Origin of the sequence: Delftia lacustris (assembly GCF_040267515.1) — a bacterium.
Classification (GTDB): Bacteria; Pseudomonadota; Gammaproteobacteria; order Burkholderiales; family Burkholderiaceae_C; genus Comamonas; species Comamonas tsuruhatensis.
Genome location: NZ_CP141274.1, coordinates 3695233 through 3709853, shown reverse-complemented (window position 1 = coordinate 3709853; position 14621 = coordinate 3695233). Strand labels below are relative to the sequence as shown.

General features: G+C 63.5%; 9 protein-coding genes. All 9 read left to right on the top strand.

Annotated elements, in window-relative coordinates:
* Positions 1-89 precede the first annotated feature (89 nt).
* The 9 genes from U6958_RS18330 (at position 90) to U6958_RS18285 (ending at position 14617) form a co-directional block, all read left to right on the top strand.
* A complete protein-coding gene (locus U6958_RS18330) occupies positions 90-530 on the top strand; it encodes a heavy metal-binding domain-containing protein (RefSeq protein ID WP_143044639.1) in 441 nt (146 codons plus the stop codon).
* Positions 531-854: 324 nt separating this feature from the next.
* Positions 855-3341, top strand: coding sequence for a copper-transporting P-type ATPase (locus U6958_RS18320; protein ID WP_404997195.1), 2487 nt, complete (start codon positions 855-857; stop codon positions 3339-3341).
* A 242-nt stretch (positions 3342-3583) separates the two neighbouring features.
* Entirely contained in the window at positions 3584-4792 is a 1209-nt protein-coding gene (locus U6958_RS18315; RefSeq protein WP_074923252.1) for an efflux RND transporter periplasmic adaptor subunit, read from the top strand.
* A gap of 13 nt (positions 4793-4805) precedes the next feature.
* Complete coding sequence (locus U6958_RS18310) at positions 4806-8018, top strand: efflux RND transporter permease subunit (RefSeq protein ID WP_074923251.1); 3213 nt, start codon at positions 4806-4808, stop codon at positions 8016-8018.
* A complete protein-coding gene (locus tag U6958_RS18305) occupies positions 8011-9402 on the top strand; it encodes an efflux transporter outer membrane subunit (RefSeq protein ID WP_244160535.1) in 1392 nt (463 codons plus the stop codon). Before U6958_RS18310 ends, U6958_RS18305 begins: the two co-directional genes overlap by 8 nt.
* 370 nt (positions 9403-9772) lie before the next feature.
* Positions 9773-10432, top strand: coding sequence for a site-specific integrase (locus U6958_RS18300; protein WP_074923250.1), 660 nt, complete (start codon positions 9773-9775; stop codon positions 10430-10432).
* 134 nt (positions 10433-10566) lie between these two features.
* Positions 10567-12189, top strand: coding sequence for a Re/Si-specific NAD(P)(+) transhydrogenase subunit alpha (locus tag U6958_RS18295; RefSeq protein WP_074923249.1), 1623 nt, complete (start codon positions 10567-10569; stop codon positions 12187-12189).
* Between the two features lie 32 nt (positions 12190-12221).
* Positions 12222-13637 carry a Re/Si-specific NAD(P)(+) transhydrogenase subunit beta gene (gene pntB / locus U6958_RS18290; RefSeq protein ID WP_074923248.1) on the top strand — a complete coding sequence of 472 codons (1416 nt, stop codon included), beginning with the start codon at positions 12222-12224 and terminating at the stop codon, positions 13635-13637.
* A gap of 638 nt (positions 13638-14275) precedes the next feature.
* On the top strand, positions 14276-14617 hold the full coding sequence (locus tag U6958_RS18285) for a hypothetical protein (protein WP_074923247.1): 342 nt from the start codon (positions 14276-14278) through the stop codon (positions 14615-14617).
* Positions 14618-14621 lie beyond the last annotated feature (4 nt).

The window sequence follows — 14621 nt, the reverse complement described above, 5'->3', positions numbered from 1 at the left end:
TGAAGGCATGGTCAGCCAAGCGCTAGTGGAGGCGCATGGCGTGAACCCTGCCACCCAGGATCAAGACCAGTAATGTGAAAGGCCTTGAGATGAGCAACTCGTCACGTCCACATCGATCTACGCAAAAGACCGCCGCGTTGAAGGAGGTCTCTGCGCAAAGCCGCATTGGCGCGCCAGTGGAAACGCCCGCAGACATGATCTACACCTGCCTCGTGCACCCCGAGGTCCGACAGGACCATCCGGGTGGCTGTTCTAAGTGCGGCAGGGCGCTGGGGTCGTCCATTTCGCGGGTCGAGCAGGACAGCCACGCACTGGCGGATTTCCATTGGCGATTCTGGTGGGCGCTGCCGCTTGCGGTAGTGGCCACCACCATGTCCGTTTGGGGCTATGGCATGGGCTGGCTCAACATGGCCCAGGCGCGAGTTCGTTTTGGGAGGCAAGACGATTCTGCCGAACCTCCAGAAGCAGATGAGGACGTGCCCGGACAGGGAGCAAGCGCAAGCCAGCACGATGACGTTGCGCACAAGTAAGGGGGCCCGCCAGCCAGTCACCAAAGCGGATGCCGTGAGCCTTGCGTGCTTGGGTTCCGTCCAAATTGACGAGGAGCAAAGTCAGAGAGGACAGAGTGTCCTTGGGGAATCGGCAGTGACCGCCTCTGCAGGCAGGCGCTCGTCGATCACCGTTGATCCCGCAGGAGGGATGGCAGGGGTTCCGATAGAACTACACAAAGAAGTCATGAACACAATTCAGAAGAAGCTGATCCAGCTTTATGAAAGGCCATGAGATGAGTCTGTTTTCGCATTCCCATCACTCCATGCACAAGACGGCCGTGTCGACGGGGGGCGCTGAGCGCTATGTTTGCCCGATGCATCCGGAGGTGCGTCAGGACCACCCCGGCCGCTGCCCCAAGTGCAAGATGCATCTCGTGCCTGAAGGTGAAGCGGGCCACGGTGCGGCTGGTGCACATCATCACGGCCATCAGGCCCCCCCCTGAGGGAAGCTCCGCACTGCCGGAAATGACTGACTTGCCGGCGCAGGTGCCTACCGCCACGATCTACGAATGTCCCATACACCCAGAGGTTCGCCAGGACCAGCCTGGCAGATGCCCCAAGTGCAAGATGCATCTAGTGCCTGAACTCGAGGCTCAGCATGGCTCGGGTGATGCGCATGACCACAGCCATCATGCTTGCCATATGGAGAAGCAAGCGCAGCCGGAACCCGTTGACGTGCCGGCGCAGATGCCTGCAGGCACGATCTACACCTGTCCCATGCACCCCGAGGTGCAGCAGGACCATCCGGGCGACTGCCCCAAGTGCGGCATGTCGTTGGAGCCGCTCATTCCGCTGGACGAGGAAGACAACAGCGAGTTGAAGGATTTTCAGCGGCGATTCTGGTGGACGCTGCCGCTCACGCTGGTTGTCACCGTTCTGGCCATGTTTGGCCATGGCCTGGGCTGGTTCAGCATGCAGACCCAGACATGGGTTGAGTTGGTCCTGTCGGTACCCGTGGTGCTGTGGACCGGCTGGCCGTTCTTTGTGCGAGGGTGGCAATCGATCGTCCGCCGCAGTCCGAATATGTGGACGCTGATTGGCCTGGGATCGGGGGCTGCCTTTGTCTACAGCGTCGTCGCCACCGTTGCTCCGGATGTGTTTCCCAGCTCATTCGTGTCGATGGGCCGCGTGGCCGTGTACTTCGAGGCGGCGGTGGTCATCATTTCCCTGACCATGCTGGGCCAGATCATCGAGTTGAAGGCACGCTCCCAGACCTCCGCAGCCATCAAGTCTCTACTGGGACTGGCACCGAAGACCGCGCGCCGTATTAACGCGGATGGCAGCGAGGAGGATGTGCCGCTCAATCAAGTGCATGTTGGCGACCTGCTGCGCGTGCGCCCCGGCGAGAAAGTCCCAGTCGATGGTGTTGTCACGGAAGGGCGCAGCGCGGTCGACGAATCCATGCTGACCGGTGAGCCGGTACCGGTCAGCAAGCGTATCGGCGACAAGCTGATCGGCGCCACACTCAACACCAACGGTGCCCTGGTGATGCGGTCCGAGAAAGTCGGGGCGGCCACTATGCTGTCGCAGATCGTGCAGATGGTCGCCTCGGCCCAGCGCTCCAAGGCGCCCATGCAGCGCATGGCCGACGTGGTGGCGGGCAAGTTCGTCTTGGTGGTGGTGTTGATCGCCATTGCCACCTTCTTCGTGTGGGGCCTGTTTGGACCGGAGCCGAGCTGGGTGTTCGGGCTGATCAACGCGGTGGCCGTGCTGATCATCGCCTGCCCGTGTGCTTTGGGGCTGGCAACGCCCATGTCGGTGATGGTGGCCACCGGCCGTGCGGCCAAGCAAGGCGTTCTGTTCCGGGATGCCCGTGCGATCGAAAAGATGCGCGAGATCGATACCCTGATCGTGGACAAGACCGGGACCCTCACGGAAGGCAAGCCCGCGTTCAATGCCGTCTATGCAACCACTCGCTTCGCGCCCAAGGAGATTCTGAGGCTGGCCGCCAGCCTGGATCAGGGCAGTGAACACCCTCTGGCCGATGCCATCGTCAGCGCGGCCCGTGCCCAGGGGCTGCAATTGGCAAAGCCTACCGATTTCGAGTCGGGGAGTGGCGTCGGTGTGCGTGGCGTCGTTGAGGGTAAGCACCTGGCTTTGGGCAATACGGCGCTGATGGAACAGGAAGGCGTTGACGTGCTGGAATTGCAGGCCACCGGGGAGCGCCTGCGTAGCGAAGGTGCCAGCATCATGCACTTGGCCATTGATGGCCAGTTCGCGGGGATTCTGGCGGTTACCGATCCGATCAAAACCAGCACGCCAGAGGCTATCCACACCTTGCAAGCCAGCGGTCTGCGCATCGTCATGGCTACGGGCGATGGGGTCTCCACCGCCAAGGCTGTAGGAGCCAAGCTGGGCATTGATGAAGTGCATGGTGAGGTCAAGCCCGCCGACAAACTGGCGCTGGTGGAGCGGCTGCAGAATCAGGGCCATGTGGTCGCTATGGCCGGAGATGGCATCAACGATGCTCCCGCGCTGGCCAAGGCAGACGTGGGTGTGGCCATGGGGACGGGCACCGATGTCGCGATGAACAGCGGTCAGGTCACCTTGATCAAGGGAGATCTGCGCGGCATTGCGGCAGCGCGTGAAGTCTCCGTCGATACGGTGCGCAACATGCGGCAGAACCTGATGTTTGCCTTTATCTACAACGGCATTGGCGTTCCGATCGCTGCAGGGGTTCTGTTCCCTTTCACGGGCTGGCTGCTGTCACCGATGATCGCTGCGCTGGCGATGAGCTTGAGCTCGGTTTCGGTGATCTTCAATGCCTTGCGGTTGCGCTCCATGAAATAGGCCGCAGGCAACGCTCAAGCAGCGGACCCACCCACGCCGAATCCTTCCAGATGGCACGGTCGCCATCCGGAAGGAACTGAGCGATGCGCATGTCGTCTTCGTGCCGGTCACCGATGGCATGAACCACGATTCGCACGTGCGCAGGCGTCATCGCTGTCTTTGGCGGGGCTGGACGGTCACACCACTCTTCCTATCAGTCCGCCTGCGAGGCGGCTTGACGGTTTCTGTTCGAAGGAAAAGCCATGTCTGTTGTTGCTGCGATGCGCCGATTCCCTGTTTTCCCACTCCTGTTCGCGGTGCTCGCCGTTGGCAGCGCACTGCTGGCAGGCTGCCGCAACAGCCAGGCCCAGGGCGGGCCGCCCATGGCGCCATCGGTCTCCGTGGCACCGGCAGTGCAAAAGACAGTACAGCTCCACGAGGAGTTCAGTGGCCGCATCGAAGCGGTGGAAGCAGTCGAGGTGCGCGCGCGGGTCGCTGGCTCTATCGAGCGCGTGCACTTCCGAGACGGCCAGGAGGTCAAGCGCGGCGAGCCGCTGTTCACGATAGACCCGCGCCCTTTCACCATCGAGCTGACGCGTGCAGAGGCGCAACTCGTGGCGGCGCGCACCGCAGCGGCGCTGGCGGCGACCGAACAGGCCCGCACCAGCAAACTGGTTGAACAAAAGGCTGTCTCGCAGCAGGAGGCCGACCGGACCGAAGCTGCGCTGCGCAATGCCCAAGCTGCGGTGCGTGCAGCCGAGGCGGCCGTCAATGCCGCGAAACTGAACGTCGAGTATGCGCTGATCCGTGCACCGATCGCCGGCAAGGTCTCTCGTGCCAACATCACCGCCGGTAATCTGGTGAGCGTAGGTGACCCGGTGCTGACCACGCTGATCGCACAGGACAGGGTGCACGCTTGGTTTGACGTCTCCGAGCAGGCCTTCCTGCGTGCCCGCGCCAGTGCCAGCAAGGCTGTGCAAAAGGTCGAACTGGGCCTGGCGGACGAGCTAGGCTACCCGCATGCCGCCAGTGTCGACTTTATCGACAACCGGCTCAATCCTGCGACCGGCGCGATCCGTATGCGTGCGATCGTGGACAACAAGGATCGTCACTTCGTGCCAGGCATGTTCGTCCGCGTGCGCCTCGGCAACGGCGGCAGCGCAGCCGCGGTGTTGATTCCGGATCGAGCGATCGGCACCGACCAAAGCAGACGCTTCGTGTTTGTTGTGGGCGACGACAAGATTGCCCAGTTCCGCGATGTCAAGCTCGGCGCGCTGTTGGACGGCATGCGTGTCATCACAAGTGGGCTGCAAGCCGGTGAACTGGTGGTCGTCAACGGTCTGCAACGCGTGCGCCCGGGTGCGCCACTGGCACCGCAGGTGTTGGCTGTCGACGAACGCGGCATGCCGGTCGAGGCCCCGCCACCTTCCATGCCCGGTTCGCCTGCCGGCTCGGGATCCAAGAAGTCGTGAGGAGGCTCACTCCATGAATATCTCGAGCTTCTTCATCGATAGACCGCGATTTGCCGCGGTGCTGTCGATCATGATTTTTCTGGTGGGCCTCATCGCGCTGCCGCGCCTGCCCATCTCCGAGTACCCGGAGGTCACGCCGCCGCAGGTGGTGGTGCGGGCACAGTTCCCTGGAGCCAACCCGCGCGTCATTGCCGAAACCGTTGCCACTCCCTTGGAGGAACAGATCAACGGTGTGGAGAACATGCTGTACATGAACAGCCAGGCATCGGCCGACGGGGCGATGACGCTGACGGTCAGCTTCAAGATCGGTACCAACCCCGAGGCGGCCGCCACCGAGGTGCAGAACCGCGTCAACCGTGCACTGCCACGGTTGCCGGAGATCGTGCGCCAGATCGGCGTGACCATCGAGAAGAGTTCGCCGAACTTCATCATGATTGTGCACATGGTGTCGCCGGACGATCGCTACGATGCGCTTTATCTGCGCAACTATGCTGCGCTCAACGTGCGCGACCAGCTGCTGCGCATCCCGGGCATCGGCAGCGTGCTGACCTTCGGTTCGGGCGACTATGCGATGCGTGTCTGGCTCGACCCGAACAAGCTTGCTGCACGCAACCTGACCTCGGCCGACGTCGTCAAGGCTTTGCGCGAACAGAACGCGCAGGTGGCCGCTGGCGTGGTGGGCGCGCCGCCCGCGTCGGGGCACACGGACTTCCAGCTCGCCGTCAACACCCAGGGGCGCCTGACCAGTGAGGCCGAGTTCGCGGACGTCATTGTCAGCGCCGACACTGCCGATGGCACGCTGGTGCGCATCAAGGACGTCGGCCGCGTCGAGTTGGGCCCCAACACCTACGCGCTCGGCTCACTGCTCAATAACAAGGAGGCAGCGGCGGTCGGCATTTTACAGGGGCCTAATTCGAACGCACTGGCACTGTCGAATGCTGTGCGCACGACGATGGACGAGCTGAAGAAAGACTTCCCGCCGGGCGTCGACTACCAGATCGTCTACGACCCGACCCGCTTTGTGCGCACCTCGATCGAGAAGGTGGTCACCACGTTGTTCGAGGCGATTGCGCTGGTGGTACTGGTGGTGGTCGTTTTCCTGCAGACTTGGCGGGCCTCCATCATTCCGCTGCTGGCCGTGCCGGTGTCGGTGGTCGGTACCTTCGCGGCGCTGTTCGCACTGGGGTTTTCGGTCAACACGTTGACGTTGTTCGGCCTGGTGCTGTCAATCGGCATCGTGGTCGACGACGCGATCGTGGTGGTCGAGAACGTCGAGCGCAATATCGAGGCTGGCCTGAGTCCGCGCGACGCCGCGGTCCAGGCGATGCGGGAGGTGTCCGGCCCCATCATCGCGATCGGTCTGGTGCTGTGCGCGGTGTTCGTGCCGCTGGCCTTCGTTGCGGGTTTGGAGGGGCAGTTCTACCGGCAGTTTGCGGTCACCATCGCAATTTCGACGGTGATCTCGGCCTTCAATTCACTGACTCTTTCGCCGGCGATGGCTGCCATCCTTCTGCGCCCGCACGACGCACCCAAGGACCGGCTGACGCGCGCAATGGACGCCGTGTTCGGCGGCTTCTTCCGCTGGTTCAACCGGGTCTTCAAACGCAGTTCGGAGAACTACTCGGGAAGCGTGACGACGATCGTCGCGCGGCGCAAGACCATCTCGTTGGTCATCTATGCCGTGCTGCTGGTGCTCACCGCGCTGTTGTTCCTGCGCGTGCCGCCGGGCTTCGTGCCGCAGCAGGACAAGCAGTATCTGATTGGCATCGCGCAACTGCCCGAAGGCGCGAGCCTGGCGCGCACGACGGAAGTGATGGAGCGCCTGTCCACCATCGCTAAGGGCGTGCCGGGCGTGAAGGACTCGACGGCCTTCCCAGGCCTGTCGATCAGCGGCTTCACCGCCGCACCGAATGCCGGTGTCGCGTTCTTCGGCCTTGACGAGTTCGAGAAGCGCAAGACGCCCGACCTCAGTGCGGAGGCCATCGTCGGCCAGATCAACATGCGCATCAGTGCGATCGAGGATGCCTTCCTGTTCGTGCTCTCGCCTCCACCGGTCAACGGGCTGGGCAATGCCAGCGGTTTCAAGCTGCAGATCCAGGACCGCGCCTCGCTGGGCGAGGAGGCGATGCAGGGCGTGGTGCAGCAGTTGATGGGGCGTGTTTACGGGAATCCGCAAAGCGGCATCACGCAGTTCTTCAGCAGCTACCAGATCAACGTGCCGCAGTTGTACGCGAACGTTGACCGCACCAAGGCCAAGCAGATGGGTGTGAGCCTGTCGGACGTCTACGAGACCATGCAGACCTATTTGGGTTCGCTGTACGTCAACGACTTCAACCGCTTCGGTCGCACCTTCCAGGTGATCGTGCAGGCTGACGCGCCGTTTCGCGGCCGGCCGGAGGACATCGACAACCTCAAGGTGCGGAACAACCGGGGCCAGATGGTCCCCCTGGCTGCGGTGATGACGGTGCAGCCCACCTTTGGACCCGGCGCGGTGACGCGTTACAACGGCTTTTTCTCGGCCGACGTCAACGGCGCGCCCAAACCTGGCGTGAGTTCGGGACAGGCGCAGGCAGAGATGGAGAAGATCCTGGCTGAGACCCTGCCGCGTGGCATGGGTTACGAGTGGACAGAACTGGTCTACCAGGAAAAGATCGCCGGCAACACGATGGTCTACATCTTTCCGCTGTGCGTGCTGCTGGTGTTTCTGGTGCTGGCGGCCACCTACGAGAGTTGGACTCTGCCGCTGGCTATTCTTCTGATCGTGCCGATGAGCATTCTGTCGGCGATGGCTGGCGTGTGGATCAGCGGGCTGCTCGGTGCGCCGGGTGACAACAACATCTTCACCAAGGTGGCGCTGGTCGTGCTGGTGGGCCTGGCGTGCAAGAACGCGATCCTCATCGTCGAGTTCGCCAAGGAACTGGAGGAGAAAGGCGAGACGATCGTGGATGCCATCGTGCACGCCACGCACATGCGGCTACGTCCCATCCTGATGACCTCGATCGCTTTCATCGCAGGTGTGATCCCGCTCGTGCTGTCTTCTGGTGCCGGTGCCGAGATGCGGCGCGCGATGGGCATTGCGGTGTTCTCCGGCATGCTGGGGGTGACCTTCTTCGGCTTGTTCCTGACGCCGGTGTTCTATGTCGTTTTGCGCCGGCTCACCGAGCGGCGGCGTGCACGAGCGGCGCTCGCCCACTCCGCGATCCTCGACGGAGGCGACCGTGCGTGAACGCACCCTGATCGCCAGCGTGGCGCTTATGCTGCTGGCCGGCTGCGCCGCTGGTCCGGACTACACGGCGCCTGCCTCCGCGCTGGAGGCAGGTTTCGTCACTCCGTCGGCGGCGGGCGAGCCCCCGGCTTTGTTCTGGCGTGCTTTTGCCGACCCGCAGTTGGATGCGCTGATCGCCGAAGCGATGTTCGCCAATGCCGACGTCCGCAGCGCCCAGGCACGCCTCCAGGAGGCGCGTGCCAACGCCGGCATCGCCGACGCGGACAAGCTGCCGACGCTGAACGTCGGGGCCGGTGCCGGGCGCGCGCGCCAGCTCTTCGGCACCGAACTGGTGACCGACGACTACGTTTCCGTTTCGACCGCGTTCAACTGGGAGCTCGATTTCTTTGGCCGTGCGCGGCGCACCGGCGAGTCGGCCGCAGCCCAGGTGCAGGCCAGTGAGGCCGGGGTACTGGCCGCACAGCGCCTCGTTGGCACCGAGGTCGCCACGCAGTACCTGGGCTACCGTGCGCTGCAGCAGCGCATGGTGGTCGCGCAAGAGTCGCTCGTGAACCAGCGCGAGTCGCAGCGTATCGTCAAGTCGCTCTCCGACCTCGGTCGCGGTACACCGCTGGACGTGGCGCGAGCCAGCGCACTGGTCGAGAGTACAGAGGCCAGCATCCCGGGGCTGCAAGCGGCACTTGAGCGCGCTGCCTTCCGCCTTGCGACCCTGACTGGGCGCAGCCCGCGCGCGGCGCTGAGCGCTTTGGCGGAGATCCGCCCGCTGCCCAACCTGCCGGCGGTACCGGCGGCGGGCCTCGCCGTCGGTACACCGCAGAGCCTGCTCGGGCGCCGGCCGGACGTTCGGGTCGCCGAGCGCCAACTCGCCGCAGCCACTGCGATGATAGGCGTCACAAAGGCCGACCTGTACCCGCGCATCAGCCTGGTCGGACTGCTTGGCTTCACGAGCGCCCGAGCGGCTGACTTGTTCGACGCCACCAGCCGCACCAGCAACGTCGGCGCCAGCCTGACCTGGACTGCGCTGGACTTCGGCCGCGTGCGCAACCGCATCGGTGTGAGCGAGGCGCGTGCCCAGCAGGCGCTGGTGCAGTGGGAGCAGACTGTGCAACTCGCACTCGAAGAAACCGAGGGCGCGCTGGCGCAGTACACGCGCAATGTGCAGCAGGCCGCGCGGCTCGAGAACGCGGCGCGCGAATCGGCCGAGGCGGCCCGTCTGGCACGGTTGCGCTACGAAGCCGGCGCCACGGACTTCTTGGCCGTGTTGGACGCCGAGCGGAGCCTGCTCACGGCGCGCGACGCGCTGGTCCAGGCGCAGCAGGGCAGCCTGGGCGGTCTGGTGGCCGTCTATCGCGCGCTTGGCGGCGGATGGGCCATTACGCAGTGAACGGTCCGCGGGTCTCTGATGCAAAGCCGAGGGTTGTTGCTTCAATCGTATAGGGCGTGGATTCTGCTCGGTTCCGCGCTGCGGCCTACGGTGCCGGTTCTGGCAAGTGTTGCTGTTGAAGGAAGGCTTGGCCCAGAGACAAGTCCTGCGTGACGACGTACACAGCGCGGGCTCAGCATCCGACGCTGGCATGCGGGGGCGCAGTGGCATCAAGTGCTTGCATGGTGTGAGAACGATTGAACGGTCACCACAACGAAGCAATGAACGGAGGCGCAATGGAGGCAGGCTCGAACAAAGCACGACGGTGTTTCTGGGCCACTTGCATCGGAAGCCCATTCAATTTCTCGAATAGGGTGGCAAGGAGAAGCCTATGAGCAGTCGTGACACTCGCATTCTCAATGCTCAAGAGATCAATGAAGGAGCTCGGCAAATTCGTAGCCGGAGTCCACAACCTCACGAAGACCTCGGGCTTTACTACATTCTCTTGGCCACAGCCGCTCGACCACTGGAGATTGCCCGGCTGGAGGTTCGGGACTATCTTGATGCCAACGGATGCGTGCGCCAGGCATCTGAGCTTCGAGCAGAGGTCGCAATCAATGGCCGGTCGCGGCCTTTGTTCTTCCGCAGTGCGCAACTGGATCAAGCGCTGGGCAGCTACCTCTCCGAGCGTCTTGCTCGCAAACTCGGTCTTGGTGCCGATGGCGCCTACAGGGGGCTTCATCCAGCCAGTCGCCTTTTCTTGTCATCCAGTGGACGAGGCTTTGAGATCAGCGCGTACGAAGAGAATGGTCAGAAGCAGTTTCAATGCCGCGGTATCCAGGAGGCCTATCGAAAAATTTTCCGCCATACCGGGTTCAATAACATGACGGCGCTTCGTGCGCGCCACACCGTTGCGGCCAGTCTCTATGCGAGAGGGGCGGACGAGGCGCAAATCGGCATGCTGTTCGGCATTGCCGATCCTCGGGCAGTGCGTGCGCTGTTTCCTCGAGACAGCCGCTCATTAGAGGAATTGGTAGTTAACTTGATCTAGTTTTATCGCGCTCATCTGGTCTGCTGTCTTGTTCCTTAAGCGTGGGCTGAGATGCCTCCGGGCGACATGTCCACGAATTGGAACCGGGCTGGTACAGCGCGTTATGGACTGCAATAGCACAGAGGAGATCTTTCATGCAGACAGCACCAAACTCAGCGGCGCAGCGCAGTAACGCCCAACGCATAGGCATCCCCCGCGAAACCTTCCCGCTGGAAAAGCGTGTCGCCACGGTTCCTGATGTCGTCGAAAAGCTCATCAAGCTGGGCTTTTCGGTTGCCGTCGAATCCGGCGCCGGCGAGGCGGCCAACTTCAGCGACGATGCCTACCGCGCCGCGGGTGCCGAGATCATCGACGGCGCCGCGGCTCTCTGGACCGCATCCGACATCGTGCTCAAGGTACGCCCGCCGAGCGCTGAAGAAGTCGGCCTGATGCGCGAAGGCGGCACGCTGATCGATTTCATCTGGCCCGCGCAGAACCCCGAGCTGATGCAGCAGCTGGCCGCGAAGCAGGCCACGGTGCTGGCCATCGACTGCCTGCCGCGCACGCTGAGCCGTGCGCAGAAGATGGATGCGCTGACCTCCACGGCCGGTGTCTCCGGCTATCGCGCTGTCATCGAAGCGGCCAATGCCTTCGGCCGCTACTTCAACGGCCAGATCACGGCCGCGGGCAAGGTGCCGCCGGCCAAGGTCTTCATCGCCGGCGCCGGCGTGGCGGGCCTGGCGGCCATCGGCACGGCGGCCAACCTGGGCGCCATTGTGCGCGCCAACGACACGCGCGCCGAGGTGGCCGACCAGGTCAAGTCGCTGGGTGGCGAGTTCGTCAAGGTCGATTACGAGGAGGACGGCTCGGGTGGCGGCGGCTACGCCAAGGTCATGAGCGAGGACTTCCAGGCCGCGCAGCGCCAGATGTATGCCGCGCAGGCCAAGGATGCCGACATCATCATCACCACCGCGCTGATCCCCGGCAAGCCGGCGCCCAAGCTCATCACCGCCGAGATGGTGCAGAGCATGAAGCCCGGCAGCGTGATCGTGGACATGGCCGCCGAGCAGGGCGGCAACTGCGAGCTGACCGTGGCCGGCGAGGCCGTGGTGCGCCATGGCGTGACAATCATCGGCTACACGGACCTGGCCTCGCGCCTGGCCAAGCAGTCGTCCACGCTGTACGCCACCAACCTGCTGCGCCTGACCGAAGAGCTGTGCAAGGCCAAGGATGGCGTGGCCGTGGTCAACATGGAGGACGACGCGATCCGCGGCCTCACCGTCATCAAGGATGGCGAGATCACCTGGCCCGCGCCGCCGCTCAAGCAAGCCCCGGTGCCCGCGCCCAAGGCAGCAGCCGCACCCGTGGCCGAGAAGAAGAGCGGCCATGGCCATGGCGCCGGTGCGCCCATGTCGGTCAAGTCGCTGGTCATCGTGTTTGCCGTGGCCGCCGTGCTGTTCGCGCTGATCGGCGCCTATGCGCCCGCGGCCTTCCTCGGCCACTTCACGGTGTTCGTGCTGGCCTGCTTCATCGGCTACATGGTAGTGTGGAACGTGACGCCCGCCCTGCACACGCCGCTGATGAGCGTGACCAACGCCATCTCCAGCATCATCGCCATCGGCGCACTGGTGCAGATCGCGCCGCCCGAGGCGGGCGCCAACGGAAGGCCTGACGGGCTGATCCTCTGGCTGGCCTTTGCCGCGCTGGTGCTCACGGCCGTCAACATGTTCGGCGGCTTTGCCGTCACGCGTCGCATGCTGGCCATGTTCCGCAAGTAAGCCATAACAAGAACAAGCAAGGAAAGACGCACATGTCCCAAAGTCTCGCTACCGTCGCCTACCTGGGCGCGGCCATCCTGTTCATCCTCAGCCTGGGTGGATTGTCCAACCCGGAAACCTCGCGCCGCGGCAACCTGTTCGGCATGATCGGCATGGCGCTGGCCGTGCTGGCCACCGTGTTTGGCCCGCGCGTCAGCCCGTCGGGCATCGCCTGGATCGTCATCGCGCTGGTCATCGGCGGCGGCATTGGCCTGTATGCGGCCAAGATCGTCAAGATGACGCAGATGCCCGAGCTGGTCGCGCTCATGCACAGCCTGGTGGGCCTGGCCGCCTGCCTGGTCGGCTTTGCCAGCTATGTCGATACCTCGGTGCAGTTCAGCGGCGCCGAGAAGGCCATCCACGAGGTGGAGATCTACATCGGCATCCTGATCGGCGCGGTCACCTTCAGCGGCTCGCTGATCGCCTTCGGCAAGCTCGCCGGCCGCATCGGCGGCAAGCCGCTGCTGCTGCCCGGCCGCCACTGGCTCAACTTGGCCGCGCTGCTGGTGGTGATCTGGTTCGGCAAGCAGTTCCTGAACGCGCACGACGTGCAGGCCGGCATGACGCCGCTGGTCGTGATGACCGTGATCGCGCTGCTGTTCGGCGTGCACATGGTGATGGCCATCGGCGGCGCCGACATGCCGGTGGTGGTGTCCATGCTCAACAGCTACTCGGGCTGGGCGGCCGCGGCCACGGGCTTCATGCTGAACAACGACCTCTTGATCGTGACCGGCGCGCTGGTGGGCTCGTCGGGTGCCATCCTGTCGTACATCATGTGCCAGGCGATGAACCGCAACTTCATCAGCGTGATCGCCGGCGGCTTTGGCTCGGGCGCGCCCAAGAAGGCGGCCACGGGTGACAAGGCGGCCGAACCGCAGGGCGAAGTGGTGCCGGTCAGCGCCGCCGAAACCGCCGAGATGCTGCGCGAGGCCAAGAGCGTGATCATCGTGCCCGGCTACGGCATGGCCGTGGCCCAGGCCCAGCACACGGTGTACGAGATCACCAAGACGCTGCGCGAGAAGGGCGTGGAGGTGCGCTTCGCCATCCACCCGGTGGCCGGCCGCATGCCGGGCCACATGAACGTGCTGCTGGCCGAGGCCAAGGTGCCCTACGACATCGTGATGGAGATGGACGAGATCAACCAGGACTTCCCGGATGCGGACGTGGCCATGGTGATCGGCGCCAACGACATCGTGAACCCCAGCGCCATGGAAGACCCCGACAGCCCCATCGCCGGCATGCCGGTGCTCGAGGTCTGGAAGGCCAGGCACTCCATCGTGATGAAACGCTCGATGGCCTCGGGCTACGCCGGTGTGGACAACCCGCTGTTCTACAAGGACAACAACCGCATGCTGTTCGGCGACGCCAAGAAGATGCTGGACGAGGTGCTCGGAGGACTTAAAGGCTGAGTCCGGAGGTGAAACAGATCGGGGGAATAGCTTGATGGGGTAGCTGGATTGGCATGTTTGTGATCCGAATGGCAAGTGAGAAGCGCTATTCCATGGGGCAGAACTTGAAGCTAGCCGATGCCTTTTGCTGGTCAGTGGAACATGCTTTGAAATGGCCCCGTATGAAACGAATGGCCGAGGGAGTGCCAGTGTCACTGCTGCAACTGCTGGTAGCACCCCATCATTCTCGGAGGCGATAGGGTGATTGCTCATCGAAGCATGGAGAGAAGCTTCCAAATTTTCGGCGAATTCCATTCATTGGCGATACTGTTGGTCAACCTGATCCAGACGGCATCCGGCGCAGTTCCCGTGTCGTGCAAGATTGGTGGCAAGGGCTTACCCTTTCGGGAGGAGCTCCAGTAAATCTCGGAGCCATATTGATCTTGGAATCCCGGATCTTTGTTGGCTATCAAAAAAAGCGCCACCGGGGGTGGCGCAAGGCGTGCTGAGGGTGGGAGGAGAGGGCACGCGAGGCGATTTTAGGAAGGACTGCTCGTTGATGGCATCGCTGCTTCATGCTTGCCACCTGCAATCGCCCCGGAGGGGATTGGCTTGATCGCTCTACTCCGCTACCCTGACGAGGATGCTAGGAGCGCGTTGTGCGAAAAGCCATCTTCCTCTTCTTCCTGTTGCTGGGTATCGGACTAGGCTACCTGCCTGCGCGCCATGACGACTGGGGTGTCAAGATCGTCATGATGGCCGTGGGAGCACTGTTCGGAGGGGCGATCGGAGGCGGGCTGTCGCAGATTGGAAAGCCTCGAGCGAAAGGAAAGCTCCGCCAGTGGCGCACGGAGGAAGAGATTGAGCGGATTCCTGGTATGGGCACATCCGGTCGAGATCTTGCTGTCAACTACTGGCGGGACGAAGGCCACCCGCAGTTCATGAAGCCGCCTCGGCCTGAGCATGGAAATCGAATGCTCGACGCGGACAGGAGCATCTGACTGG